Origin of the sequence: Sneathiella sp. P13V-1, assembly GCF_015143595.1 — a bacterium.
In the GTDB taxonomy this organism is placed as follows: Bacteria; Pseudomonadota; Alphaproteobacteria; order Sneathiellales; family Sneathiellaceae; genus Sneathiella.
Map to the genome: position 1 here is coordinate 218,695 of NZ_WYEU01000002.1, position 26,647 is coordinate 245,341.

At 47.7% G+C, this 26,647-nt stretch carries 28 protein-coding genes and 1 tRNA gene; 22 read left to right on the plus strand and 7 right to left on the minus strand.

Annotated elements, in window-relative coordinates; translation table 11 throughout:
• The first annotated feature begins 18 nt into the window (after window positions 1-18).
• A complete protein-coding gene (locus tag GUA87_RS08025) occupies window positions 19-1,986 on the plus strand; it encodes an acetyl/propionyl/methylcrotonyl-CoA carboxylase subunit alpha (RefSeq protein WP_193716044.1) in 1,968 nt (655 codons plus the stop codon).
• A gap of 8 nt (window positions 1,987-1,994) precedes the next feature.
• Complete coding sequence (locus GUA87_RS08030) at window positions 1,995-2,273, plus strand: acylphosphatase (RefSeq protein ID WP_193716045.1); 279 nt, start codon at window positions 1,995-1,997, stop codon at window positions 2,271-2,273.
• Window positions 2,274-2,294: 21 nt separating this feature from the next.
• On the opposite strand, the gene lipB is transcribed toward GUA87_RS08030, so the two are convergent.
• A complete protein-coding gene (gene lipB / locus GUA87_RS08035) occupies window positions 2,295-2,951 on the minus strand; it encodes a lipoyl(octanoyl) transferase LipB (protein ID WP_193716046.1) in 657 nt (218 codons plus the stop codon).
• Window positions 2,952-3,069: 118 nt separating this feature from the next.
• On the opposite strand from lipB, the gene GUA87_RS08040 reads away from it, so the two are divergent.
• Window positions 3,070-3,318 carry a FliM/FliN family flagellar motor switch protein gene (locus GUA87_RS08040; protein WP_193716047.1) on the plus strand — a complete coding sequence of 83 codons (249 nt, stop codon included), beginning with the start codon at window positions 3,070-3,072 and terminating at the stop codon, window positions 3,316-3,318.
• Window positions 3,319-3,408: 90 nt separating this feature from the next.
• Window positions 3,409-3,495: transfer RNA gene (locus GUA87_RS08045), tRNA-Leu, on the plus strand.
• Between the two features lie 46 nt (window positions 3,496-3,541).
• Here GUA87_RS08045 and GUA87_RS08050 read toward each other — a convergent pair.
• Window positions 3,542-4,255, minus strand: coding sequence for a hypothetical protein (locus GUA87_RS08050; RefSeq protein WP_193716048.1), 714 nt, complete (start codon window positions 4,253-4,255; stop codon window positions 3,542-3,544).
• A 199-nt stretch (window positions 4,256-4,454) separates the two neighbouring features.
• Here GUA87_RS08050 and GUA87_RS08055 point away from each other — a divergent pair, with 199 nt between their 5' ends.
• Both GUA87_RS08055 and GUA87_RS08060 read left to right on the plus strand, forming a co-directional pair.
• On the plus strand, window positions 4,455-6,434 hold the full coding sequence (locus GUA87_RS08055; protein WP_193716049.1) for a PAS-domain containing protein: 1,980 nt from the start codon (window positions 4,455-4,457) through the stop codon (window positions 6,432-6,434).
• Window positions 6,435-6,546: 112 nt separating this feature from the next.
• Window positions 6,547-6,885, plus strand: a complete 339-nt coding sequence (locus GUA87_RS08060) for a DUF962 domain-containing protein (protein ID WP_227711805.1) — start codon at window positions 6,547-6,549, stop codon at window positions 6,883-6,885.
• Window positions 6,886-6,902: 17 nt separating this feature from the next.
• Here the strand turns inward: GUA87_RS08060 and msrA are convergent, their stop codons facing one another.
• Both msrA and pcaQ read right to left on the minus strand, forming a co-directional pair.
• Window positions 6,903-7,499: a peptide-methionine (S)-S-oxide reductase MsrA gene (gene msrA / locus GUA87_RS08065; RefSeq protein ID WP_193716050.1), complete on the minus strand. Its 597-nt coding sequence runs from the start codon at window positions 7,497-7,499 to the stop codon at window positions 6,903-6,905.
• A 65-nt stretch (window positions 7,500-7,564) separates the two neighbouring features.
• A complete protein-coding gene (gene pcaQ, locus GUA87_RS08070) occupies window positions 7,565-8,491 on the minus strand; it encodes a pca operon transcription factor PcaQ (protein WP_193716051.1) in 927 nt (308 codons plus the stop codon).
• A gap of 88 nt (window positions 8,492-8,579) precedes the next feature.
• Between pcaQ and pcaD the strand changes: the two genes are divergently transcribed.
• The 10 genes from pcaD (at window position 8,580) to GUA87_RS08120 (ending at window position 16,881) form a co-directional block, all read left to right on the plus strand.
• Window positions 8,580-9,389: a 3-oxoadipate enol-lactonase gene (gene pcaD, locus GUA87_RS08075; protein WP_193716052.1), complete on the plus strand. Its 810-nt coding sequence runs from the start codon at window positions 8,580-8,582 to the stop codon at window positions 9,387-9,389.
• Window positions 9,386-9,793: a 4-carboxymuconolactone decarboxylase gene (pcaC, locus tag GUA87_RS08080; RefSeq protein ID WP_193716053.1), complete on the plus strand. Its 408-nt coding sequence runs from the start codon at window positions 9,386-9,388 to the stop codon at window positions 9,791-9,793. The genes pcaD and pcaC overlap by 4 nt, the downstream gene beginning before the upstream one ends.
• Window positions 9,790-10,530: a protocatechuate 3,4-dioxygenase subunit beta gene (gene pcaH, locus GUA87_RS08085; RefSeq protein ID WP_193716054.1), complete on the plus strand. Its 741-nt coding sequence runs from the start codon at window positions 9,790-9,792 to the stop codon at window positions 10,528-10,530. The genes pcaC and pcaH overlap by 4 nt, the downstream gene beginning before the upstream one ends.
• Complete coding sequence (gene pcaG / locus GUA87_RS08090; protein WP_193716055.1) at window positions 10,530-11,144, plus strand: protocatechuate 3,4-dioxygenase subunit alpha; 615 nt, start codon at window positions 10,530-10,532, stop codon at window positions 11,142-11,144. The genes pcaH and pcaG overlap by 1 nt, the downstream gene beginning before the upstream one ends.
• Before the next feature lie 13 nt (window positions 11,145-11,157).
• Window positions 11,158-12,012, plus strand: coding sequence for a CoA transferase subunit A (locus GUA87_RS08095; RefSeq protein WP_193716056.1), 855 nt, complete (start codon window positions 11,158-11,160; stop codon window positions 12,010-12,012).
• 1 nt (window position 12,013) lies between these two features.
• Window positions 12,014-12,796 carry a CoA-transferase subunit beta gene (locus GUA87_RS08100; protein WP_193716057.1) on the plus strand — a complete coding sequence of 261 codons (783 nt, stop codon included), beginning with the start codon at window positions 12,014-12,016 and terminating at the stop codon, window positions 12,794-12,796.
• Window positions 12,797-12,815: 19 nt separating this feature from the next.
• Window positions 12,816-13,883 (plus strand): 3-carboxy-cis,cis-muconate cycloisomerase, encoded by a 1,068-nt coding sequence (locus GUA87_RS08105; RefSeq protein ID WP_193716058.1) that lies wholly within the window; start codon window positions 12,816-12,818, stop codon window positions 13,881-13,883.
• A gap of 95 nt (window positions 13,884-13,978) precedes the next feature.
• Entirely contained in the window at window positions 13,979-15,019 is a 1,041-nt protein-coding gene (locus GUA87_RS08110; protein ID WP_193716059.1) for a TRAP transporter substrate-binding protein, read from the plus strand.
• Window positions 15,020-15,028: 9 nt separating this feature from the next.
• Window positions 15,029-15,538 carry a TRAP transporter small permease gene (locus GUA87_RS08115; RefSeq protein WP_193716060.1) on the plus strand — a complete coding sequence of 170 codons (510 nt, stop codon included), beginning with the start codon at window positions 15,029-15,031 and terminating at the stop codon, window positions 15,536-15,538.
• A 14-nt stretch (window positions 15,539-15,552) separates the two neighbouring features.
• On the plus strand, window positions 15,553-16,881 hold the full coding sequence (locus GUA87_RS08120; protein WP_193716061.1) for a TRAP transporter large permease: 1,329 nt from the start codon (window positions 15,553-15,555) through the stop codon (window positions 16,879-16,881).
• Here GUA87_RS08120 and GUA87_RS08125 read toward each other — a convergent pair.
• A complete protein-coding gene (locus tag GUA87_RS08125) occupies window positions 16,840-17,760 on the minus strand; it encodes a helix-turn-helix domain-containing protein (RefSeq protein WP_193716062.1) in 921 nt (306 codons plus the stop codon). The two genes, GUA87_RS08120 and GUA87_RS08125, sit on opposite strands and share 42 nt — an antisense overlap.
• Window positions 17,761-17,875: 115 nt before the next feature.
• Between GUA87_RS08125 and pobA the strand changes: the two genes are divergently transcribed.
• Window positions 17,876-19,048, plus strand: a complete 1,173-nt coding sequence (pobA, locus tag GUA87_RS08130; RefSeq protein WP_193716063.1) for a 4-hydroxybenzoate 3-monooxygenase — start codon at window positions 17,876-17,878, stop codon at window positions 19,046-19,048.
• On the opposite strand, the gene GUA87_RS08135 is transcribed toward pobA, so the two are convergent.
• The gene (locus GUA87_RS08135; protein WP_193716064.1) at window positions 19,045-19,644 is read right to left on the minus strand and encodes a PAS domain-containing protein; all 600 of its coding nucleotides are present in this window, start codon (window positions 19,642-19,644) and stop codon (window positions 19,045-19,047) included. The genes pobA and GUA87_RS08135 overlap by 4 nt on opposite strands.
• 168 nt (window positions 19,645-19,812) lie before the next feature.
• On the opposite strand from GUA87_RS08135, the gene GUA87_RS08140 reads away from it, so the two are divergent.
• Both GUA87_RS08140 and mgtE read left to right on the plus strand, forming a co-directional pair.
• Entirely contained in the window at window positions 19,813-22,140 is a 2,328-nt protein-coding gene (locus tag GUA87_RS08140) for an NADP-dependent malic enzyme (protein ID WP_193716065.1), read from the plus strand.
• Between the two features lie 5 nt (window positions 22,141-22,145).
• Complete coding sequence (mgtE, locus tag GUA87_RS08145; RefSeq protein WP_193716066.1) at window positions 22,146-23,552, plus strand: magnesium transporter; 1,407 nt, start codon at window positions 22,146-22,148, stop codon at window positions 23,550-23,552.
• Here the strand turns inward: mgtE and GUA87_RS08150 are convergent, their stop codons facing one another.
• On the minus strand, window positions 23,553-24,452 hold the full coding sequence (locus tag GUA87_RS08150) for a LysR family transcriptional regulator (RefSeq protein WP_193716067.1): 900 nt from the start codon (window positions 24,450-24,452) through the stop codon (window positions 23,553-23,555).
• Between the two features lie 95 nt (window positions 24,453-24,547).
• On the opposite strand from GUA87_RS08150, the gene GUA87_RS08155 reads away from it, so the two are divergent.
• From GUA87_RS08155 to GUA87_RS08165, 3 genes are read left to right on the plus strand one after another with little or no spacing between them, the layout of a single operon-like run.
• On the plus strand, window positions 24,548-25,021 hold the full coding sequence (locus GUA87_RS08155; RefSeq protein ID WP_193716068.1) for a PaaI family thioesterase: 474 nt from the start codon (window positions 24,548-24,550) through the stop codon (window positions 25,019-25,021).
• Complete coding sequence (locus GUA87_RS08160; RefSeq protein ID WP_193716069.1) at window positions 25,018-25,425, plus strand: PaaI family thioesterase; 408 nt, start codon at window positions 25,018-25,020, stop codon at window positions 25,423-25,425. The genes GUA87_RS08155 and GUA87_RS08160 overlap by 4 nt, the downstream gene beginning before the upstream one ends.
• A 24-nt stretch (window positions 25,426-25,449) precedes the next feature.
• Window positions 25,450-26,622 (plus strand): isovaleryl-CoA dehydrogenase, encoded by a 1,173-nt coding sequence (locus GUA87_RS08165; protein ID WP_193716070.1) that lies wholly within the window; start codon window positions 25,450-25,452, stop codon window positions 26,620-26,622.
• Window positions 26,623-26,647: the final 25 nt, after the last annotated feature.

The following is a 26,647-nucleotide window of genomic DNA, read 5'->3' on the forward strand; positions in this document are numbered from 1 at the left end:
AGGGAGAGGTTAAATACTATGTTCAAGAAAATCCTGATCGCCAACCGTGGCGAGATTGCGTGTCGTGTTATCCGTTCTGCCCGTGATATGGGTATTGCAACGGTTGCCGTTTATTCCGATGCGGATGATGGTGCCATGCACATGCGTATGGCTGACGAAGCCGTCCATATTGGTCCGTCTGCCGCCGCTGAAAGTTACCTGATCATCGAAAAGATCATTCAGGCCTGTAAAGACACAGGCGCAGAAGCGGTGCACCCGGGTTATGGTTTCCTTTCTGAAAACCAGGACTTTGCAGATGCATTGGCGAAAGAAAACATTGCCTTTATTGGCCCAGGCAAAAAAGCTATCGCCTCTATGGGTGATAAAATTGCGTCCAAAAAACTGGCGCTGGATGCAGGTGTTAATACTGTTCCAGGGCACATGGATCTGATTGATGACGCGGATCACGCTGTAAAGATTTCATCCGAAATCGGATACCCTGTGATGATTAAAGCCTCCGCCGGTGGTGGTGGTAAAGGTATGCGTGTTGCGTTTAATGACGAAGAAGCCCGTGAAGGTTTCCAGTCAGCGAAAAACGAAGCCATCAGCAGCTTTGGTGATGACCGTATCTTTATCGAGAAATTCGTTGTGGACCCGCGCCACATCGAAATTCAGGTTTTGGCCGACAAGCACGGTAATTGCATCTATCTGGGCGAACGTGAATGTTCTATTCAACGTCGTCACCAGAAAGTTATCGAAGAAGCGCCAAGCCCGTTTCTGGACGAAGAACTCCGTAAAGCAATGGGTGAGCAGGCTGTGGCTTTGGCCAAAGAAGTGGATTACCACTCTGCCGGTACAGTTGAGTTTATCGTTGGTGCAGATCGCAACTTCTACTTCCTGGAAATGAATACACGTTTGCAGGTGGAACATCCGGTTACAGAACTGATCACTGGTGTTGACCTTGTTGAGCAGATGATCCGTGTTGCCAACGGCGAAGAGCTTAAGATCAAACAGGAAGATGTAAAACTTACGGGTTGGGCTGTTGAAAGCCGTTTGTATGCGGAAGATCCATATCGTGGCTTCCTGCCATCCATTGGCCGTCTGAGCCGTTACAGCGCGCCAGAAGGTGCTGCGGTTCGTGTGGACACTGGTGTGAACGAAGGTTCTGAAATCACTATGTTCTACGATCCGATGATCGCGAAGCTCTGTACATATGGTGACACCCGTGAAGAAGCCATCGAAGAGATGTCAAAAGCGCTGGACGCCTATCAGGTTGAAGGTATCGCTCACAACATCAACTTCCTGAACGCTGTGTGTAATCATCCACGCTTTAAAGCTGGTAATCTGACAACCGGCTTTATTGCTGAAGAATACCCAGAAGGTTTCCATGGCGTTGAGCTGGCTGATGATGTCCGTGCGAACGTGGCCGCCATTGCTGCGCTTGTATCTTTGCGTAACGAAGCACGCGCAGTTGAGGGGATTGCTGATGCCCTTGGCGCTGAGTGGGTTGTTAGCGAAGGTGTTGACCGTCATGACGACATTACGGTTGAGGACGCCGAAGGTGGTCTAGATGTAACTGTTGGTGATAAAATTCTGGCAGTGCGTTCAGATTGGACCCCAGGCGATGCACGTATCACCGCTGACATCAATGGTCAGGAAGTTATTGCCCTTGTGAAACTGAAACGCGGCGTTGTTGAAGTGACACATGGTGGTGCTGTTCTGGCCTTGGCTGTACGTCGTCCTCGTCTTGCGGAACTTGCTAAACTCATGCCGGTAAAAGAAGCACCGGATATGTCCAAATACCTGCTATGTCCAATGCCGGGTATGATCGTGGCGGTTCATGTCAATGAAGGTGATGAAGTGAAAGCCGGTCAGGCTCTTGCTGTCGTCGAAGCCATGAAAATGGAAAATATCCTTCGTGCTGAACAAGATGGTGTTGTCTCTGCGGTGAAAGCCGGGGCAGGGGATACCCTCGCCGTTGACGATATTATCCTAGAATTTGAATAGGATATAGAATGCCGACTGTTCATGTCCGAATAACTGGCCGCGTGCAAGGGGTCGGGTATCGGGCATGGACAGTCGAACATGCCTCCCGTGCGGGGCTAACAGGCTGGGTTCGCAACCGAAGTGATGGTTCTGTGGAAGCAGTCCTTCAAGGAAGCGAAACAACTATTGAAGCGTTTCTGGCACGATGTCAGGAAGGGCCAAGATTTGCGAAAGTCTACTCTGTGACTACTGAAAGTATTGAAAAATCAGAGATTTTTTCTGATTTTACCCATAAGACAACGTTATAGAAAATACGTTCTGCTTGTAATTCAGAGTATGATTTTACCCATTTCGCCATATTTCAAAAACACTTTCTCGAAACTCTCTCGAAGCTCTATGTCAAATTCCGGTAAGGTCACGGGGATGCCCTGATTGACCAGTGACGTCACCCCATGCTCACTGATCCCGCATGGTACGATACCATCATAGTGGCTGAGGTCAGGTTCCACGTTGATGGATATGCCGTGAAAGCTCACCCATTTGCGAACCCGAACGCCGATGGCAGCGATTTTATCTTCGCGACTACCATTTTGTATCCAGACGCCAACACGGCCTTCGCGAATTTCACCTTTGATCTGATATTGATCGAGGACGTCAATGACCCACTTTTCCATATCCTGCACGAAGGCACGAATGTCTGATCCCCGTTTTTTCAAATCCAACAGGACGTAAGCGATACGTTGGCCGGGACCGTGGTAGGTATACTGACCGCCACGTCCCGCATCATAAACCGGAAATTTATCGGGTTGAACCAGATCTTCGATCTTGGCACTTGTCCCTGCGGTGTAGAGTGGCGGGTGTTCTAACAACCAGACGAGCTCAGAGGCTGTTCCTTCGCGGATTGCGGCAGCACGCGCTTCCATTTCGGCAAGAGCTTCTTCGTAGGGGACAGGTGTATCTGATATTTTCCATTCAATTTCATGCATGGGCGGTTTATATCACTGATTATCAGAACTGACAAAATGGGTTATTTCTGATATTTTAAGAAAAAAGTAACCATGGATGATGGATAGTTCATCTTACACATAATTTTCGGGTGTTATTATGCAAGATAAAGCGATCAAAGGCGTTGATGTAGAAATCTCGGTCGTTCTGGGAAAGGCGATCATGCCTATTCACCAGCTCCTGAAAATGGGCCGTGGTGCGGTGATTGAGCTGGATACAAATGTAGATGACGATGCCACTGTTTTGGCAAATAACAAGCCGATTGCATATGGGGAAATTATCGTTGTTGATGACAATATCGGTATTTCCATCACCGATAAAATCAGCCCAAACCAGCAAGACGTCTGATCCCGCTAATTTATTTTCAAACTTTTGAAAAAAATATGTCATTTGGGCTTGCCAGCCCCCCGAACAAATGATATTTCCCTGCCTCACAGTGCGGCCGTGGCGGAATTGGTAGACGCGCAGCGTTGAGGTCGCTGTCCGGTAACACGGGTGGAAGTTCGAGTCTTCTCGGCCGCACCAACAAAAAGCCCTCAGGGAAACCTGACGGGCTTTTTTGCTATCTTGTTTAGTTCAGTGAGAGTTCAGCTTCTTTGTTGATTGGCTGATCTCCCATTGCGAACAAGTAACAATTACTTCCATTAGATTTAAGTTGGCACATCACATTCCCCATGTGAAGTAGGTCTTTTGGAGTTTCCTTTTTCATATCCCCTGTAATACTAAGAGATTGTTGGGATGTGATACCGTCTTCACTTATGAAGAAGAGTGCTCTTGAATATTTTTTCTGACGTTGAAGGTAGGTGGTGTAAGCGGACAGTTGCAGAGAAGTTATCTTATGCTGTGCTTCAGAGTATTCAGAAATTTTTAGAGGTGAATTAACAGTAGGTGGTGACAAAAGGGTGTTAATGAGATTTTTGTCGAGATTCTTCCAAACTATCTCTCCGTCTACAGCTACAACTTTGCAGTTTCCAGAATAAGGTCGTTTTTGACACCGCTTGTGCCCTTCTGCCTTTGCAAACTCTACCCCCAAATGTTTCTTCTTGCCGGACCAAGATGTTCTGCCATTTTCGAGATCATACATAAAGACGTTGTGATGGTTCGGATATGTATTGAACACATATAAATAGGCATGAAAATGTGTGATTGCAGTGTTTGAAAAATTAGGAGTATCAACTGAATTGGCGTTAATTTCAGGTTCAGTTGTCTGGCATGCAGATATTGAAAATACAACGCTGATCAATAGAGCAGCTTTCAGCCATTTTTCAAATCGAACATGTATCATTTGTTTGTTTTCTCCCCCTTGATCAACAAGTAATGATAGAATATCATCCGTAGCTTATCATCTAAAAGAATAGATTTGAAGGAAAAATATAGCTCAGCCATTTGATAGCAGAATTGGACTTTTTTAATTTGCAAATAATTAACACTCTAATATTAGGCTTATGTGTTATTGTGCATGTTCTGAGGCTAGTAGAGTTTAGATGAAATCCATTTCCTTATCTCAGAGAAAGAAGCTCGAGTTTGAGTTGATAAACCTCTTTGATGTGGGGATGACGGTATATGACAACGACTTCAATGTTGTTCATATCAATCAAAAAGCGGTTGAGCTTCTGCGCCTGCCTGAACACTTACTCAAAGGGCAACTGACCTTATATGATATTCTGAAAAATAACGCTGAATTGGGGGATTACGGTCCCAACGCAGATGAAGACTTCATACTGGAGCGTATGGAGATGTATACAGCGCTGAAGCCCTATGAGTTTGTTCGAAAGCGTAAAGATGGAACCTATTTAAAAGTTGTTGGTCAGCCCACAGGCGAAGGGGGATTTGCAACCACCTATACAGATGTTACTGATCTGGAAGTCGCAAGGGAACTCGTTGAAACAGAGAATGTCGACCTTCTAAAACAGCTTGAAAAGAAAAGGTTCGAGCTTGAGGTTGAGAAAAATCGCATCGAGAGAGAAGCGACCCTCAAGGACGTTGTGTTGGAAAACACCTCTCATGGCATATCCCTGTTTGACCGGGATCTAAAACTTGTTGTGGTCAATAAGCGGTTTAACGAAATCCTTAAATTTCCAGAAGAGCTGCTGCAACCCGGAACAGATATAGCTGAAATGTTTCGATACAATGCGAAACGTGGTGAATATGGTGACGTGGAAGACATAGAGGCATGCGTAGAAGAGAAGATGAATCTTGCCCGCCAGTTTTTGCCCCATAACTTTCAACGCCGTCTTGCTGATGGCTCCGTTATGGAGGTTATTGGAAAGCCTGTCCCCATGGGATTTGTCACAACCTATATGGATGTATCCGAAATTGTAAAAGCCAGAGAAGAGGTTGAAAATGCGCTTGAGCGACAACGAACTCTCGTTGAGGCAAGCCCTGCAGGGATGGGGATTACCAGCATTGATGGCGGTGAGGTTCTATATATCAATTCCAAAGGGGCTGAGATAAACGGCTTTTCCACCACTGAAGAGGCAATGGGAGTTCTTGCCGGCAACGATTGTTGGGTGAATCCAAAGGACCGCGCAAAATATGTGGAGGAATTTGAGCGCACCGGGCATGTCAAAGCAAAAGAAGTGAAGTTTCGACGCCCTAATGGGGAAGAGTTTTGGAATTTATTATCTTGGGACCGTATCAATTATCAGGGCAAGGACTGTGTTCTTTTCTGGCAGACTGACACAACCGAACAACATGACATTCAAGACCAATTGATGGAGACGGAGAAATTTGCTTCTCTAGGAGGCTTGGTCGCCGGCGTTGCCCATGAAATTAATACGCCCGTTGGGGTTGGGGTGACTGCTGTTTCTCAACTGCAAGAGATAATCAAGAATTGCGTTCGAGATATAGATAACGGAAGGTTGTCAAAATCTGCAATGGAGAAGTATTTGTCATCTGCAGAGAAAGCCTGTGATATCAGTCTTGTAAACCTGCAAAACGCCGCCCGTCTGATTAACAGCTTCAAACAGGTTTCTGTGGATCAGATTTCCGAAGATTGCAGACTCATAAAGGTACGAGACTACTTTGGTAGTATTCTGGAAAGCATGCTACCAGAGACTAAAAAAGCGCGGGTCACCGTTGAGTTCGATTGCCGGGAGGAGGATGTATTTAAAACTAATCCGGGGGCTATCGCTCAAATGATTACCAATCTCATTCAAAATGCCATTATTCACGGTTTGGTGGATAAAAAAAACGGGATCATTCAGCTTCAGGTGAAAATTGATCCTGCAAGAAATATGAGGATTAAATTCTCAGACAATGGAGTTGGTGTTCCTAAGGAAAACCTGAAAAAGATACTGGAGCCCTTCTATACCACGCGTCGCGGAATAGGCGGGAGCGGTCTTGGACTGAATATCGTCCACAACATTGTTGTCCACAAGCTCGGTGGTAAATTGAATGTCACGTCACCAAAAGATAGCGGTCTGGCATTTGAAATTACGTTGCCTGAAAAGAATGACGAGTGAGTGTTTTAAACCACTCCCCAGCCCTCATCTTTAAAAAAAGAGAGCTTTCGATTATACTGAAGGGAGAAGCTAAGCTTCCTCAGTTTGGAATCTGATGGTTTGGGAGGGCTTGATGGATCAGAGCGCAGAACAAATGGAGCAAACAAAAGAGTTTGCCAGTTTTAAAGAGTTTTACCCTTTTTACCTTAGTGAGCATTCAGATGTCACATGCAGGCGTTTGCACTTTATAGGAAGTGCACTTGTCCTTGTCGTGTTGGCGGCTGTTATCCTGAACAGTTATTGGGTGCTGTTATGGACCTTGCCGGTTATTGGATACGGATTTGCCTGGGTGGGGCACTTCTTTTTTGAAAAGAACCGTCCTGCGACTTTCAAATATCCTTTCTACAGCCTGATGGGGGATTGGGTGATGTTTAAGGATATCTTGATTGGACGAGTGAGCCTTCTAAAGTAGTCCACCTGTCTATTATTTTAACTGATACCTTTATGGGCTTCATTGCCCCATAATTCTTTAATGCGGTCATCACGGCCGCATCCATATCTATAGATTTTGTATCTCACCGGGTTCTTTTTGTAATAGTCCTGATGATAGTCTTCCGCATCGGTCCAGGCGCCGGCTTTTCGGATAGGTGTGACAATATCTGCTTTTAAAATACCTGATTGTTGCAACTTTTCCTTAGACGCGGTGGCGATCTCTCTTTGTTCGTCAGAGTTCGCAAAAATAGCAGTGGTGTATGAATTACCCCGATCACAAAACTGACCACCAGCATCTGTTGGGTCCACGGACCGCCAGAAAATTTCCACCAGTTCGGCATAGCTCACTTTGGCCGGATCGTATTTAATTTGCACCGCTTCAATATGCTTACCATGGTTCCGGTAGGTTGGGTTCTGCAAAAGGCCGCCCGTATATCCAGAAACCGCGGATATTACTCCTTCCACATGTTCAAAATCCTTCTCAACACACCAGAAACAGCCGCCCGCGACGGTGGCAATTTCTGTTTCTGCAGCAGTGGCCGGAAGGCCGGTGTTGAGGAGTAAACCGGTTAATAGTGCAGTTCTGATTTTCATTGCGTCCCTCTTAAATATCTTCTGCCTAAAAGTAGCAATTGGCAGGTCAGCCACAATTCACAGCATCACACACTTTTGTGAAGGCCTTCCGCAGCTTGGTAGATGCATTGACGCATGACGGACATGGCTGTTGTATTGGGGGTGTCCGTTCGTTTGGTAATACCCACCGCACCTTTGGTTTCACTTGTGTCTACAGGCAGGATCTTCATGCGCCCATCGGCCAGATCATTCGCTACAACCCCTTCAGATATAATCCAGACAGCGTCGGAAGATCTGACATACGCACGGCCGAAGGAGGAGGAAACTGTTTCAATCTGTCTTGGAAGTTCCGCCATACCGTAGGAAAGCATCATTCTTTCCACAAAGGGCCTGATCACTGAGGCGCGGGTGGGCATCAATACGGGATAATCCCGTAAGTTTTCCAATCGAAACGGTGATTGAAAGAGCAGGGGATGACCTGTTCTAACTGTAAAGATAACCTGCTCACTATAGACATGCTCGAACTCCAGTCCGGTCATTTTCTCTGGCGCAGCAAGACGGCCCACGACAAGATCCAATTCGCCCATGCGAAGCTGTTCCAGAAGGACACTGTTTTCACCTGTGACAATTTTAGTTTCGTTGTTGAGCTCTTCATCAATGTAGAGCTGCATGGCTTTTGGCATGATACGGGCGGAAACCGTTGGTAGCGCCCCAATACGTAAAGGCGGGGCAGATTGCCGGGATGCCAATGTTAGCGCATCAATGCCTTCGCTTATGGCAGCCATGCCCTGACCTGCATGACGGAGGAAAACTTCTCCAAGACGGCTTAAGCGGATACCGCGACCCTCTTTTTCAAAGAGACGCACATCGAGGATTTGTTCCAATTCACGGATTGTCTTGGTGGCAGCAGGCTGACTTATGGCCAGACTGTCAGCAGCTTTGCTGACACTTTTCTGGCGCGCCACTTCCATAAACACACTAAGATGTCGAAACTTGACGGGAGATGTTTTCATTCATAACCATTTGAATATGTATTTGATTGAAAATATCATTTTTTAACTCAAAAACAATCTGTTTTAATCTGTGAAAAGGAGAAGAGCTTTGCAATTTGCCTCTGTAAATGGTGTGACGCTGCATTATCGTCTGACAAGTCTGGGCGAGAATAAGCCTGTTATGGTTTTTTCGAATTCTCTAGGCACGGATTTTCGTATTTGGGACGAATTGGTCGCGGCCTTTGGGCATGATTATCAAGTACTTTGTTATGACAAACGCGGCCATGGTTTGAGTGAAACGGGTGAGGCGCCTTATCAGTTGGAGGATCACAGTAGTGATCTCGCCGCTTTGATGGACCACTTGGGGCTTGCTGAAGCTGTTGCTGTAGGATTGTCCGTTGGGGGCATGATTGTTCAGGATTTGGCGGCAAAAAGACCTGATCTTGTGAAGCTGCTCGTTCTTTGTGATACCGCCCATAAAATCGGGACGGAAGAAATGTGGCAGGAGCGTATTTCTCAATTAGAAGAGGGCGGCCTTGGCCCAATGGTGGATCCGATTATGGAGCGCTGGTTTACGGCAGATTTCAGACGTGCTGATAATCCTCTGTATGTTGGGTGTGTTCAGATGCTCTCGCGTCAAGGGTTTGAAGGATATGTTGGAACATGTCACGCCTTGCGAGATGCCGATCTGACGGGGAGCAGCGCCAAATTGCAAATGCCGACTTTGTGTCTGGTGGGGGATCAGGATGGATCCACGCCGCCAGAAATGGTGAAAGAAACAGCTGACCTTATTCCAAACAGCAGTTTTGCCATTATCGAAAAGGCGGGACATATTCCCTGTGTAGAACAGCCTGCTTCACAAATTAAAGTGATGAATGAGTTCTTGCAGCAAAATGGACTGCCGGGAGGACAGGTATGAATAATAATCGCTTCCAACAGGGGCGAGAGACACGCAAATCTGTATTGGGTGAAGCCCATGTAGCGCGTGCGGATGCTAATAGTACTGAATTTGATCAGCCCTTTCAGGAGCTGATTACGGAAAGCGCATGGGGGACAGTGTGGTCGCGGGACAACTGGACCAAGCGGGAGAGATCCATGGTGACCATTGCCTTGCTTGCAGGGTTGGGTCATCTGGATGAGGTTGCCATGCATGTGAGGGCTGCTGTGAATACAGGGGCCACAAGGGATGATATCCGCGAAGCGATGCTACATGTGGCAATATATGCGGGGGTTCCTGCGGCAAATAGCGCCATCAAAGTAGCGAAAACAGTTTTTGCCGAATTGGATCGGGAAGACACAGAAAATAAACGGGAAAAGTCATGAGCAACGAAAAAAGGGAAAGCGGTGCTTTCTTTCAGCGCGACCGTCGCTGGCAACCACCCGCCTACACGCCGACATATAAAACCAGCATCTTAAGATCACCGCAAAAGGCATTGTTATCATTAGATAATACTGTTAGTGAAATGACAGGTCCGGTTTTTGGTCACAATGATATTGGTGAATTGGACAATGATCTACTTTTGAATTTCTCCCAAAATGGAGAACTGCCGATTGGTGAGCGGATTGTCGTTCATGGACGCGTCATCGATGAACGTGGCGTTCCGGTGCCGGGTGCATTGCTCGAATTTTGGCAGGCAAATGCTGGTGGTCGTTATCGCCATAAGAAAGAAACCTATCTAGCACCGCTGGATCCTAATTTTGGCGGTTGCGGCCGCACTATTACGGATGAAAACGGTGGATATTGTTTCCGGACCGTCAAGCCAGGCCCTTATCCTTGGCCAAATGGCGTGAATGACTGGCGTCCGGCTCATATCCACTTTTCAGTATTTGGGCATGGTTTTGCGCAGCGCCTCATCACCCAAATGTATTTCGAAGGTGATCCTCTCGTATGGAGATGTCCTATCGTTCAGGCAATTCCAGACGAAGCAGCGATTAAGCAGCTTATCGCACCGCTGGATATGGGAAATACCATTCCAATGGATAGCCTTGCTTATAAATTTGACATTGTCCTTCGCGGGCGCAGATCCACGATGTTTGATAACCGGCGGGAGGGGAACTAATGACTCAGCCACTTGATTACCTGAAAGAAACCCCGTCGCAAACTGCTGGCCCTTACGTTCATATTGGATGCACGCCGAACTTCACCGGGATCACCAACGTCTTCAAAGAAGATTTAGGTAGCCGGATGGTCAATGATCAAACAGAAGGGGAGCGTATTACGGTTCGCGGCACTGTTTTTGATGGTATGGGAGCACCAGTTAAAGACGCTCTTGTCGAAATCTGGCAGGCAGATACAAAAGGTCTGTACAACAGCCCAGACGAAAAACGTGGTCAGGCGGATCCCAATTTTGCAGGTTGGGGCAGATGTCCGGGTGACATGGATACCGGCGAATTTACCTTTGAAACGGTGAAGCCTGGTGTTGTTCCGTTTAAAGACGGCCGCCCAATGGCACCACATATCACTTTTTGGGTGGTCGCGCGTGGTATTAACATTGGCCTGCACACCCGTATGTATTTTCCAGAAGAAGAGGCGGCGAATAAGGCTGATCCAATTCTAACACGCATTGAACATCAATCACGCGTTCCTACATTGATCGCAACGAGGGAAGAGGATGGCTATCGTTTTGATATTCATCTTCAGGGCGCGCAGGAAACCGTGTTTTTCGATATCTAAGGACGTGTATTAAATGACAAAATTTATTCCCTTAAAGCAGGCAGTAGAAGAGAACCTGCATGATGGTGACACTGTCGCCTTTGAGGGGTTTACCCATCTTATTCCTCACGCGGCGGCCCATGAGGCTATTCGTCAAGGTTTTAAGGATCTGACATTGATCCGGATGACCCCTGATCTGGTTTATGATCAGATGGTGGGAATGGGAATGGTGAAGAAAATGATCTTCTCTTACGCCGGTAATCCCGGCGTCGGGCTGTTACGGCGGGTTCGCGATGCCATTGAAAACCAGTGGCCAGCTCCGCTTGAGATTGAGGAACATTCCCATGCTGCTATGGCCAACGCATATGAGGCAGGCGCTGCAGGTCTGCCTTTTGCAGCCCTTCGTGGTTACAAAGGCGCTGGTCTGAAAGAGGTGAACCCCAACATCCGTGAAGTTACTTGTCCGTTCACGGGTGAAATCCTTGCAGCAGTTCCTTCAGTCCAGCCCGACATTACTTTTATCCATGCACAGAAGGCCAATAAAAAGGGCGATATTCTGGTTGAAGGCATTATCGGTGTTCAGAAAGAAGCCGTTCTTGCCGCCAAACGTGCGGTGGTAACCGTTGAAGAAGTGGTGGATGACTTTGATGATGTTCATCCTAACTGTTGTGTTCTGCCAAACTGGACAATAGATGCGATTTCTGTGGTGCCGGGGGGAGCTCATCCTTCCTATGCTCACGGCTATTACATCCGTGACAATGTGGCCTATATCGATTGGGACAAAACCGCAGCGGATCGCGATCGTTTTCAGGAATGGATGAAAGAGCATGTGCTTGATCAGGACGAAAGTGTATTTGAGGCACGTATCTCAGGACTAAAGGGAAACTAAAATGACAGAGATTAATTTTACTCCCGATGAGATGATGACAATCGCGGCGTCCCGTGCTCTTGGGAATAACGATATTTGTTTTGTTGGTATCGGTGCGCCTTCAGCGGCGTGTAACGTTGCCCGCCTGACCCATGCGCCAGACATCACGCTGATTTATGAAAGTGGAACCATTGGCACAGCACCAGATGTCCTTCCGCTATCCATTGGGGACGGGGAGCTGTGTGATACAGCGGTGACCACTGTTTCTGTCCCCGAAATGTTCCGCTATTGGCTACAAGGTGGCCGAATTAGTGTTGGGTTTCTGGGGGCAGCTCAGCTTGATAAGTTTGGCAACATCAACACAACAGTGATCGGTGATTATGGTGATCCGAAAACACGCCTGCCGGGCGGTGGCGGGGCGCCTGAAATTGCCTCTTCCTGCGGTGAGATTTTTATCACCATGAAGCAATCCTTGCGTGGCATGGTGGATAAAATCGACTTCTTTACGTCTTTTGGACATGGGGAAGGCGGCGATCATCGTCAGCGTCTTGGTATTGAGACAAAAGGGCCAACTCTGTTAATCACTGATCTTGCTGTTTGGCGTCCGGATCCAGTGACTAAGGAATTCACAGTCGTGTCTTTGCATCCGGGTGTGACCCGTGATCAGGTGCAGGCGACTTGCGGATGGGAAGTTTCCTTCAGGGATGATCTTGAAGAAACCAAATGGCCAACAGAAGAAGAGCTTTCAACGCTTCGCGATTTGAAAGCGAGAACTAAAGCAGCCCATGAAGGGGCAGCTGCTTAAAGCGGATGAGTGTTAAGGCATGACAGTTTCGGTATTTGAACATCCCTACTTGAAGGAGCTTCTTGGAAACGAAGCTGTCTCCGCTTTCTTTTCTGTTGAAGCGGATGTTAAAGCAATGCTTCAGTTTGAAGCAGCGCTTGCAAAAGTAGAAGCGGCGCAAGGTATTATTACTGCCAAAGCGTCAGAAGCTATTTCTGTGTGCCTGGGCAATTTTACTCCAGATCTTGAGCAGTTGAACTCAGCTGTTGCAAGAGACGGCGTTGTGGTTCCAGAGCTCATTCGGCAAATTCGAGTGAAACTTCCTGTAGAATTTCAAGCAAGCTTGCATTTTGGAGCAACCAGTCAGGATGTGATCGATACCTCCCTTGTTCTTCGATTGAATAAAGCGATTCTTCATTTACTGGGGGATTTTGATGTCTTTCTAGAGAAGTTGGCGGAATTGAATACTCGATTTGGAGATCGGGAAATAATGGGAAGGACCCGGATGCAGCGGGCGTTACCCATTCCTGTATCTCATAGAATTGATGCCTGGAGGCGACCGCTTGAGCGTCTTCGCAGACAGGCAGAAACTCTTATAGAGGAAATCAATCAGCTGCAATTTGGCGGGGCAGTCGGAACGCTTGACAAGTTGGGCGCAAAAGGTGCTGATGTACGAAATGCTTTAGCGCGTGAATTGGGGCTGAATGACCCCGGATATTGTTGGCATACAGACAGAACAACCCTGATTAATTTGGTAAATTGGCTGAATCTTGTTGCTGGTGGTCTTGGCAAGATAGGTCAAGACGTGATACAGATGTCGGTGAATGAAGTGAGAGAAGTGTATCTAATTGGGGGTGGTTCTTCTTCAGCAATGCCGCACAAGCAAAATCCGGTTTTGGCCGAGATTTTAGTGTCGCTTGCGCATTTCATTGGGGTAAATAGTTCGGCGATGCAGCATGTTATGCAGCATGAGAATGAGCGATCAGGCTCAAGCTGGACATTGGAGTGGATGACAGTCCCACAGATTGTGGTGTCGGCCTCCGCAAGTTTGAAGAACGGGATCAGGTTGCTGGATCAGATTGAGGATATCCCTGATATGGCCAGCTAAAAACCCGAAAGCAACCGAACGCAGCAAAATAAGCGGCGAACAAAATCAATTTTGGAAAAACTACGCGAACTAATAACCGTACGGGAGAGAGCGAAATGAAATTTACGAAAAAGATGGGTACACTGTTGGCTGGTGTTACTCTGGCAGCACTGACAGCAGGTAGTGTTTCTGCTGCTGATATTACACTAAAATTCCATCACTTTTTGAGCCCGAAATCTTCAGCTCACAAGAACATGATTGTTCCTTGGGCGGAAAAAATCGAAAAAGCCTCAGGCGGTCGCGTAGATATCGAAATCTACCCGGCGATGTCTCTCGGTGGTAAGCCGCCGCAACTTCCGCGTCAGGTCCGTGACGGCGTTGTAGATTTGGCCTGGTTTGTAAACGGCTATGCTGGTGGTCTTTATCCGCGCACAGAAGTTTTCGAGCTTCCTGGTGTTCACCAAGGTGATTCTTCTGCGACTAACCGTGCGATGCTGGAAATGTTCGATGAATATCTTTCCCCAGAATATAAAGGTATTGTTCCGATGACATTACATGTGCATGGCGGTAACGCGTTGCACATGGTGGATAAGGAAGTCCGCTCTCCTGATGATGTTAAGGGTGTGAAACTGCGTATTCCATCCCGCACAGGTGCATGGGTTCTTGAAAGCTTGGGCGCTGCACCAGTTAAGACATCCGTTCCTGAACTGCCATTGGCCCTGTCCAAGAAAGTTGTTGAAGGTGCTTTGATTCCGTTTGAGATCATTCCGCCACTCAAAATTCAGGAACAGACCCAGTACCAGATCGAAGGCCCTAACGGCATGCGTTTCGGTACAACAACCTTCCAGATCGGCATGAATAAAGGTACTTGGGACGGCCTTCCTGAGGACATCAAGAAAATCTTCCGCGAAAACTCAGGCATGGAATGGCACAAAGAAGTCGGCACGGTTTGGGATAACGCTGAAGCTGGCGGTATTGGCGTTGCGACAAAAGCAGGCAACAAGCACATCCAGCTGACTCCAGCTGAATGGGCGAAATTTGAAACAGCGATGGCCCCAGTGGTTGATCGTTGGATCAAAGAAGTTTCCGCGAAAGGTATTGACGGGCAGAAGCTCTATGATACAGCGGTAGCTACAGTTAAGAAGTACATGAAGTAAGTAGACGAAATGACTGGTAATCTGTCAGGTTGGGCAAGGGTTCATACCCTTGTCCATCGCATATGTGAGGGCTGGGCCCTTCTCGGCGGCATCATATTGGGCATTGTCGTCTTGATTAATGCCTATTCCATTATTGCTGATTTGTTGTTTGGAACACCGTTTCCCGGGGATTTCGAATTGACAGAAATGGGGGTCGCTATAGCGGCGTTCAGCTTCCTTCCTTATTGCCAGATTACCGGCTCCAATGTGACGGCGGATCTTTTCACAATGAACGCTGGTCGGGCGGCAGTCGCCGCGATGACGTTGTGCGCTAGTGTTATCGCCGTTACTTTCGCGATCTTTATGATTTGGCGAATGAATGCGGGCTTGCACGATTATCTTGAATATGAAGAGGTAACCGGCATTTTGAGCATTCCTATTTGGTACGGTTTTGTTCCGGCCTTGATTTCTCTTGTTTTGTTGGGCGTGGCATCTGTGATGTCTCTGGCTGACATTTTCGGCATCCATCGCAGAGCGTAAGTTAGGAAATCCCCGTGGAACAGAATTTGTTCATTGGCCTGATCGGTCTTGGCACACTGATAGGCCTTATTGTTATCCGTGTCCCAATTGCTTACGCCATGATTGTGGTAGGTGCAATAGGGACAGCAATTCTAAACGGTCCAGAGATCCTTCTCAGTCAGATGAAGGATCTGGCATGGGCGCAGTTTTCCGTTTATGACCTGTCGGTTGTGCCGATGTTTATCCTGATGGGTAACATTGCGACCCGGGCGGGCCTGTCCAGTGATCTATTTCGTGCAGCAAATGCTTGGCTTGGCCGATTTCGCGGTGGTGTCGCCATGGCGGCGATCGCGGCGTGCGCCGGATTTGGATCTGTTTGTGGCTCCTCATTGGCAACTGCTTCGACCATGGGTCAGGTGGCCCTTCCGGAGTTGAAGCGCTACAAATATTCAGGTGAACTTGCTACAGGTACATTGGCAGCGGGTGGCGTGTTGGGTATTTTGATCCCGCCATCTATTGTTCTGGTGATCTATGCGGTCATCGTAGAGGCAAACATCGTTACCATGTTCATGGCGGCCTTTATCCCGGGTATTCTGGCGGTAATGCTGTTTTTGCTCACCATCGCGCTTTATGTTCGCTTGCGTCCAGAGGCCGGCCCAAAAGGTGAGGTCATCACACGTGAGGAGTTTATTTCCGCTACATTGGCTATGGTACCTGTCCTTATCATCTTTGGATTGGTGATTGGCGGTATTTATTTTGGTTTCTTTAACCCAACGCCAGCCGCTGCCGCTGGTGTGTTTCTGGTGGCGATTTATGGTATCGCGCGCCGGGTTGTTGGGTGGCAAGATCTGAAAGCAGCGCTTATGGAAACCGCCAAAACATCAGGTATGATTTACCTCATTCTGCTGGGCGCTGAACTTCTCAAGATCTTTATGTCGCGCGGCGGTGTGCCTCAGGCAGCGGCTGAATTGATGCTGACATCAGGTATGGACGCTCATTTAATCCTGATCCTTCTTCTGGCGGCTTTGATTGTCCTTGGGTGTCTTATGGATAGCCTCAGCATGATCTTGCTCGCCATTCCATTTTTCTGGCCTGTGATTTCCGGTCTTGATTTTGGAATGACAGAAGACGATTTGAAAGTCTGGTTTGGTATTCTGGCGCTTATCGTGGTGGAACTTGGGCTTATAACCCCGCCCGTTGGGATGAATGTATTTATCATATCGGCGCTAGATAAAGAGACCCCCATGAGCAAGACCTTTAAAGGGGTGGCGCCTTTCTTTGGGGCAGAACTTGTAAGGGTTGGCCTGTTAGTCGCTTTCCCTTCAATTACTCTTTGGCTGCCCGGCTTTTTGCAAAGCCTGTAGAATACGTTCTGCAGGCTGAACCGGTTTAGCTCCTTCCGCTTTCACGCGATATGCGGAAGGAGATTGCCCTGTCCCCGTTCTAAAAAATTTCGAAAAATGTGCAGGGTCATTAAATCCCAAATCATAAGCCAACTCTCCAATGGAAATGCGCGTGTAGACCAACGCTCTCCGCGCTTCCAGAAGCAGGCGTTCCTGGATGAGTTCAGAGGCTGGCTTTCCCAAAACCTGTCTGCATACCCGTGTTAGATGGGGCAGAGTAATATGTTGCTGGTCTGCATAGAATTTAGCCTTGTGCTCTGATCTGAAAGATACCTCTACATTTTCCATGAATTGTTGAACCTGGATTTGTTTTTTTTCCAGTTTATCTGGGTGAGACGTATGGTGAGGCTTATGGTTTCGCGCGATTTCAAGCGCGAGCAACACGGTAAGGTGTTGCAGTACCTCAGGGCGTCCCTGAAGGGAGCGTTTATGCTCTTTTGAGATTTGTTTAAAGTAAAATGACAATGTGTCGTCGGCATTTGCAAGCAGTGGTTTTTCAAGCTGAGTGGAGAATTCAGGCAGGGTCTGCAAGCCGACACGGAGTTTCTGGTAGGGAACAGTTATCACATACCCTTTGGTATTCTGGATAAATTCGAAACCGTGTACTGCGTTCGTTGGGATCGAAATAACATGATCGGATTGAAGGTCATATCGCTGGCCGTCAATTGTCATCTCACCACCGCCAGCTTCAATCCAGAAAAACTGATGAAGCGCGTGATGACGATGAGGGGAAATGACCCAATTATGCCCGGAGGATCGTGCCGCAATGGATTCGCAATGCAGGATATCTGGAAACCCAGAGCGACGCTCTTCGCCATATAAATGGTAATTTGGTATCATATATCCCCTCCCTAATGTTCGAAATATACAAAATGTCGATCGAATATGCCATTCAGAAGTTAAGGAGAAGCACTATTATTGAAACAGGATGGAAATAAATCAAAACAGGTGAAAAATGCGTACTCAAGTTGCCATTATTGGCGGTGGCCCTTCCGGCCTGCTGCTCTCTCAAATTCTGCACCTCAAAGGAATTGATACTGTCGTTCTGGAGAAGCATAGCGAAGAATATGTGCTTGGGCGTATTCGCGCCGGTGTGTTGGAGCAGGGCTTGGTTGACATTTTGCGGGCAGCAAATGTCGGTGCGCGCATGGATCAGGTTGGTCAGGTGCATGAGGGGTTTGAAATCTCTCATATGAACGGATGTCAGCGGATCGACCTTGAGAAGCTGACCGGTGGCAAAACGGTCATGGTTTATGGTCAAACGGAGATCACAAAAGATCTGTATGACGCAAGACGCAAAATGGACGGTAAAGTGATAACTAATGCCGAAGATGTTGCGTTACATGATTTGGAGACAACCTCTCCATCCGTGACCTATAAAAAGGACGGGGTTACTCAGACCATCCAGTGTGACTATGTGGCGGGCTGTGATGGCTTCCATGGTGTGAGTCGCAAATCCATTCCGTCAGATATTCTGCGCGAATATGAAAAAGTTTATCCGTTTGGTTGGTTGGGAATTTTATCAGAAACGCCGCCTGTTTCTGATGAGTTGATCTATTGTCAGCATGATCGCGGCTTCGCATTATGTTCCATGCGAAATGAGAATTTAAGCCGTTACTATGTTCAATGTTCACTTAACGACAAGGTTGAGGAGTGGAGCGATGAGCGATTTTGGGAAGAGCTGAAGCGGCGTTTGCCAGAGTCTGCAGCCGATCGCATTGTCACCGGACCCTCAATAGAGAAAAGTATTGCACCACTTCGTTCATTTGTGGCGGAACCACTAAGCTATGGACGTTTGTTCCTGGCAGGTGATGCGGGTCATATTGTGCCGCCTACAGGGGCCAAAGGTCTGAACCTTGCCGCCTCAGATATCCACTACCTTTCAGAAGCATTGATTGCAAAATATGACAGTGGGGAAGAACAGCTCCTTGAGCAATATTCAGAAACCGCACTGAAGCGCATCTGGAAGGCAATGCGGTTCTCCTGGTGGATGACGACCCTTCTTCACAAATTCCCTGAAAATGAGGGGTTTGGGGACAGAATCCAGCAGACAGATATTGATTATCTATTCTCATCTGAAGCGGCGCAGGTCTCACTTGCAGAAAACTACGTTGGGCTTCCCTATTAGGAAATGACGTCAGTTCGGCCGATGTCATCTGGATAGTTTCCTACCAGAATTCGGTCGATTTTACCGCCTTTGTTCTTCATCGGCATGATGAGGCGGCACCAGAGGGTGCGGGCATATTCTTCTTCATCATTGATATAGGAATGTTCGCTATAGACCGGACATTCCTTTGTCGCACTCAATGAATATTGTGTAATGGAAATGTCTTTTTGAACGCCGTCGAACTCGCTTGTCCATCTTCCGTTCATTTCGTGTCCAAATCTATTGGCAATGCGCGAACCATAGACCCGATACTTGAAATCGCTGAAGTCGTCATTTGGCTCCATTAACAGGACATATCCCATCGCCTTAATGAAATCTGCAGGGTTGATCCAATCATAGGTGGGGATGCTGTCACTACCCCGCATTTTTTGCCAGTAGTTCCAGAGTATTCTGTGTTCTTCAGCCGCAAAATTCGTGTCTGATACGGTGTCGGGGTCTATGTAGCATGACCGGTAAATATCACCCTCATGGGCGACAGTTTTTTCTTCAACCGCATCCAATCTTTCGCTGGGTGAGGTCGGGCCAGAGTAGTTCTTGAAATTCAAGTCTGCTGTCATGCTAATTGCTTATTGGAATGAGCCATTCGATATACTCTTATACAACAAATATTAATAAAATGTGGTGTAAAATAAAACACCTAAACACCCTTGTGTTTTTCCATATAAAAAGCATATTCTTGAGCAACTAATTTTGCCGCAATAATCCAATTAAATTAAGGACCAAGCATGAAATCGGATCCTCGTCAGAGTGCTCTTGACTATCACCGTTATCCGGAACCAGGAAAACTCAAGATTTCTCCGACAAAGCCGATGGAGACCCAATCCGATTTGGCGCTCGCTTATTCTCCGGGGGTTGCTCATCCTTGCATGGAAATCGCCGAAAATCCCGCTGCCGCTGCAGAATTGACCGCGCGAGGAAATCTTGTTGGTGTGATATCCAATGGCACGGCGGTTCTGGGGCTTGGCGCAATTGGTCCTCTGGCCTCAAAGCCGGTGATGGAAGGTAAGGCTGTTCTTTTCAAGAAATTTGCGGGTGTTGATGTTTTTGACATCGAATTGGATGAAAGAGATCCGGAAAAGCTCGTAGATATTATCGCAGCAATGGAGCCGACTTTCGGTGGTGTCAATCTGGAGGATATCAAGGCACCTGAATGTTTCATCGTTGAAAAGCTGTGCCGGGAGCGGATGAATATTCCTGTCTTTCATGATGATCAGCATGGAACTGCAATTTGTGTGGCCGCTGCGGTTTACAATGGCCTTCGGGTTGTCGGTAAAAATATCGAAGATGTCCGGCTTGCCGCATGTGGTGCAGGCGCGGCGGCCCTTGCTTGCTTGAAGCTGTTGGTCAGTATGGGACTTCCAAAGGAAAATATCATCGTTAGCGATATTCACGGCGTGGTGTATGAAGGTCGTGAGATTGAGATGGACCCCTATAAATCTGATTTTGCCGTTAAGACCGATAAACGTAAATTGGCGGAAGCTGTCGAAGGCGCCGATATTTTCCTCGGCTGCTCTGGTCCAGGTGCGCTGACCAAAGATATGGTTGCCACAATGGCGGACAAGCCAATTATTATGGCGCTGGCCAATCCAACACCAGAAATTCTGCCGGAAGAAGTGAAGGAAGTACGCCCGGATGCTGTGATTGCGACTGGTCGATCCGATTATCCAAATCAGGTCAACAATGTCCTTTGCTTTCCATATCTTTTCCGTGGGGCCCTAGATGCAGGGGCTACAGAAATTAACGAAGAAATGAAAATTGCGGCGGTGAAAGCCATCGCGGATCTTGCAAAAGCAGAACAGTCTGAAGTCGTGGCGCGCGCTTATGGTGGTGTGCAGCATTCTTTTGGACCTGAATATCTTATTCCAACTCCATTTGACCCTCGTCTGTATGTGGAGGTTTCTTTTGCCGTTGCCAAGGCCGCAATGGACAGTGGAGTTGCCAGCCGTCCGATTGAAAATCTGGACCAGTATTACGAACAGCTGACAAATTTTGTTTATCGAACTCAGTTTGTTATGAAGCCGTTGTTCGATGTGGCCCGTACACAGAAAATGCGTGTCATCTATGCAGAGGGTGAGGATGAACGCGTTCTCTCCGCTGTACAAACAGTTGTGGATGAGAGATTGGCGAGCCCTATCTTAATCGGTCGTCGTAAGGTGATTGAGTATCGTCTGGAAAAAATGGGGCTCCGTTTGAAAGCGGACGAAGATTTTGAAATTGTAGACCCTGAAGATGATCCAAGGTACCGAGAATATTGGACGTCCTACCATGAAATTGCCGAACGCAATGGTGTGGATCCGGATACAGCCCGCGCGCACATCCGTACCAACACAACAATCATTGGGGCCATGGCGGTGCACTTAGGGCATGCAGATGCAATGGTTTGCGGAACCTATGGTAAATACAGCAAACACTTCCGCCGGGTCTCGGGCATTATTCCTTTGCGGCAAGGGGTTCGTTATGCGTCAGCTTTGCATTTGCTGATCCTAAACGGTCGCCCTCTGTTCTTCTCCGACACTCAAGTTCGCGAAAGTCATACGGCGGAAGAACTCGCGGAATTGACAATTCTGGCGGCGGATGAAGTGCGCCGGTTTGGCATTGAGCCCAAAGCGGCACTCATCTCCCATTCCAACTTTGGATCTTCTGATATTCCAAGTGCGCTTCGTGCCAAAGAGGCGGTGAAGATCATTCGCGAAATTGCGCCAGATTTGGAAGTCGAAGGAGAGATGAAAGCGGACACAGCTTTGGTGCCAGAAATTAGAGAAGCGCAGTTTCCTAATTCCAGATTAAGCGGTGTCGCCAATCTGCTGATCATGCCAGATCTGGAATCAGCCAATATTGGTTATAATATTGCGAAAAGCCTGGCCCATGGTATCGCCGTTGGGCCGATCCTTATCGGTATGTCGAAATCTGTTCATATCACAGTGCCATCTGTAACAGTGCGGGGTCTGGTCAATATCACAGCTATCGCGGCTGTGGATGCCCAGCATCATCAGGCTGGTGATATGATGCCTGGACCCATTTGCCGCCGCAACAGCATGATGGGCGAAGAGTAGAGCGCATGAACCAGCTGCCTGAACAACATACAGGCCGCACAGAAGCGGAGGAGCGGGAAGAGAGTGCCATCTCTTACGGGCTGAGTGATGATACCGTCCAATTGATCCGTGAGTCGTTAAATTCAGGAAATCACGTTCTTGTCCGTCAGGAGTTAGCTGAACTTCACGCCGCCGACGTCGCAGACCTTATTGAGCAACTAAAACCTGCTTTGCGTGTCCAGTTGATGGAAGTGGCAAATGATCTGGTTGACGCGGAAGTGTATTCTGATCTTGACGAAACCGTTCGTGATGATCTGGTTGAAGAGATGGATCCCGCCGAGATTGCGGAGCTGGTAACAGATCTGGAACTGGATGATGCGGTCCATGTTCTTGAGGATCTTGAACATAAAGAGCAGCAGGAAGTTCTAAAAGAGCTGTCCGCAGAAGATCGTGTTGTTATCGAAGAAGGCTTGTCTTATCAGGAAGATACAGCCGGCCGTTTGATGCAACGTGACCTGATTGCGGTGCCGGAATATTGGGATATTGGTCAGACAATTGATTTTCTTCGTGAAACAGAGGATCTGCCTAACGAATTTTACGAGATTTTTGTTGTTGATCCGCGTCACAAACCCATCGGAACAATTCCACTTGATAAAGCGATGCGAAGTCGCAGGGCTGTCCCTGTAACTGACATCATGATTAAAGAACAGACTCTGATCCCTGTGACGATGGATCAGGAAGAAGTGGCCTATCTGTTCCAACAATATCGCCTGACGTCAGCCGCTGTTGTAAATGAGCGCGGCGGTCTGATTGGCATGATTACCATTGATGATATTGTTGATGTTATCAATGAAGAAGCAGAAGAAGATATCCTGCGCCTCGGTGGTGTCGCAGAAGATAATCTTTTTGGATCCATCTTGGAGACGACAAAGACGCGCTTTACGTGGCTTCTTGTGAATTTGGCGACCGCGATTTTGGCTTCAATTGCCATTGGTTTTTTTGATCAGGCGATGGAAAAGGTAATCGCATTGGCTGTTCTGATGCCTATTGTGGCGAGTATGGGCGGGAATGCTGGAACGCAGACCTTGACGGTTGCTGTTCGGGCGCTCGCCACAAGAGAGCTGACAAGCAATAACGTCGGCCGAATAGTGAGTAAAGAGGCCTTGGTTGCGACACTTAATGGAAGTGTGTTTGCCCTCCTGATCGGGGGAGTGGCCTGGGCCTGGTTTGGGGATTTTAATATCGGCTGGGTCATTTCTGTGGCAATGGTCATCAACATGTTCGCCGCAGGGGTTGCGGGCATGGTTGTGCCAATCACTTTGGATAAATATGGTGTTGATCCAGCCGTAGCCTCCAGTGTGTTCGTGACCACAATTACAGATGTGATCGGCTTCGTTGCCTTTCTCGGTATTGCCAGTCTTGCGCTTTTGTAATTATCGCGCCCATTCCAGATTTTGTGGTCCGGCAACCCGGCCTTTCCATCTGTGGCTGCTGGCAAAATGCTGAAAGCCGTTAACCAGATCATTCATTTTGTCTGCTGACCAGCTTATTCCAATTGTGCGGCTGATATCGACGCCTTCAACCGGTGTCATAACCATGCTGGAGGCATGCAAGATATCGGGCATCACGCAGATACCTACTCCTTCGCTTACCAGGCTTATGGCTTTGTCGTCTTCATTTGTTCTAAAAACAATGTGCGGGTTAACACCTGCGCGTGCAAAAGTTCTGGTGACCTCCGTTTCTGTCACGCAATGGCTGCGGTGGATAAAATCGCGGCGCGACAATACCTGCATAGGAATAACGGCGCGACTGGCAAGTGGGTGATTGCGGGCCATGGCCAAAACACATTTTGTGGTGAGTAGTTTTTCAAACTGAACCTTACCTTCTGTAGATGGCGGCAAGCCAATTGAGATATCGACGCGGCCCTCATCAAGCCAACCTTCCAGTTCTTCAGCACTTCCTTGTTTCAGGGCAATTTGGACCTCAGAATGGGATTTCTTATAGTCAGACAGAAGCCGTGCAATCTGTTTAATGGGAAGCAGGGGGTGAATGCCGACCTGCAGGCGCTGTGTGGCGCTATGATCAGACGCGTCCATCTTTGCCGCGTTACATTCATATATGATTGTGCGAGCACGCGGCAGAAGGCGGCTGCCAGCAGCGGTAAGAGTAATTCTACGTTTATCGCGATTAAACAGAGGGGAGCCCAGCTCTTCTTCCAGTTTTTTGATGCCGGTTGAGAGGGTGGGTTGACTAACAAATGCGCGCTCCGCAGCGCGTGAAAAATTCTGTGTCTCTACGACTGCCAAAAAATATCGAAGTTGATATAGATCCATAATTATTCACAGTATCAATAGTTTTGATTTAAATAAACGATTTTATCAATATTGCCGAAATGCGGTATAGTTCCTTTAAGGACTGGAGGAAACAAATGCCGTTTAATAAGGCAGCGCAAAATCCGAATTTTGAAGCGGTGGTACGGGACAGCTTTGCCCGTCAGCCTTTTATGGAGCATGTGGGTGCCCGCATGACTGCGATCGAGCCCGGTATTTGCGAAATATCTCTAGATCACGACAAGGCGCTTACTCAACAGCATGGTTTTTTTCATGGCGGTCTGGTGGGATCCTTAATTGATTCTGCTGCGGGATATGCCGCTTTTTCGCTGTATCCGGAAAAAAGTACTGTTCTGACTGTTGATATGAAAGTGAACTTTCTGAAGCCTGCGAAAGGCAAGTTGTTGTCTGCCCGAGCTGAAGTTGTTCGTGGAGATGGGAAGATATATCACCTTAAAGGCGATGCTTTTTGCATGGAAGGTGAGACGAAAACCCACTGTGCAACTGGTGTGTTTACAATGATGTGCTTTTTGGGGATGGATGACGCGCCAAATTTGGGGCGGGAGAGTTGAAAATGACAGATCAATCTCTTCTGAATAAAATTCAGCCTTTGTTTGAAAGCCGCGAATTGCTGAGCCATTTATCTGTTAGTTTAGGTAAGGTTGATGCAGGGCAATGCGAACTTGTTTGCCCCCTGACAGAAAGTGGAGCAGCAACTGATCTTTTTGCAGTTCTAGGAGAAGGCGCCGTGCAATTGGCTGCCGCCACAGTTGTAAAGGGAGATATCCGCTATGAAATGGCGGAAATGAAGTTGAATATTCTCGGCGCTTTTGAGGGTGATCAAATCCTGGCTCAAGGGCGCGTTTTAAAATCTGGTCGTAGTTTAATTGTGGCCGAAGCAGATATCTTTGTATTGAACGGAGCCAGTCGTGAACATTGTGCGATAGTGATGTCCACACTGGTTGCTACCTCTTAATTTGTATGGAAAGAAGGAAATTCCATGTCTAGCTTTCATTATCCAACATTGAATTTTGATCTTGGCGAAACAGCCGACATGATCCGCGATACTGTGGCAAGTTTTGCGGCGGCTGAAATTGCACCGCGCGCCGCTGAAATCGATCAGAGCAATGAGTTTCCGATGGATCTGTGGCAGAAGATGGGTGACCTTGGTCTTCTGGGGATTACGGTGGAAGAAGAATATGGCGGAACAGGCCTTGGATATCTTGAGCATATTATTGCTGTTGAAGAAATCAGCCGTGCATCTGCCTCCGTTGGTTTGTCTTATGGTGCCCATTCCAACCTTTGTGTGAACCAGATCCGTCGTAACGGTAATGAAGAGCAGAAACACAAGTATCTGCCGAAACTGATGTCAGGTGAGCATGTGGGATCCTTGGCGATGAGTGAACCTGGTGCTGGTTCTGACGTTGTGTCCATGCGCCTTCGTGCAGAGAAAAAAGGTGACCGCTACATCCTGAACGGTAACAAATTCTGGATCACAAACGGCCCAGACGCTGATGTTCTGGTCGTATATGCAAAGACAGACCCTGAAGCCCACCAAAAAGGCATCACAGCCTTCATTATTGAAAAAGGTATGAAAGGCTTCTCAACTGCACAGAAGCTGGACAAACTTGGTATGCGTGGCTCCAACACATGTGAGTTGGTGTTCGAAGATTGTGAAGTTCCAGAAGAGAATATCCTTGGTAAGCTCAACGATGGTGTCCGTGTTCTGATGAGCGGTCTGGACTATGAACGTGCCGTTCTGTCCGGTGGTCCGCTGGGTATTATGGATGCGTGTATGGATGTTGTTGTACCTTACGTGCATGAACGTGAACAGTTCGGTCAGCCAATTGGTACCTTCCAACTGATGCAGGGCAAAATTGCGGATATGTATTCCACAATGAATGCTTGTAAAGCCTATGTTTATGCAGTCGGTAAATCCTGTGACCGCGGTGAGACAACACGTAAAGATGCAGCGGGCGCAATTCTTTATTCTGCGGAAAAAGCGACATGGATGGCACTGGAAGCTATTCAAGCGCTGGGTGGAAATGGTTATATTAACGAGTTTGCGACAGGTCGTTTGCTGCGTGATGCGAAATTGTACGAAATTGGTGCTGGTACCAGTGAAATTCGCCGCATGCTGATCGGCCGCGAGCTGTTCAACGAAACTGCTTAAAGTTTTGGGATTGGCGCAAGTAACA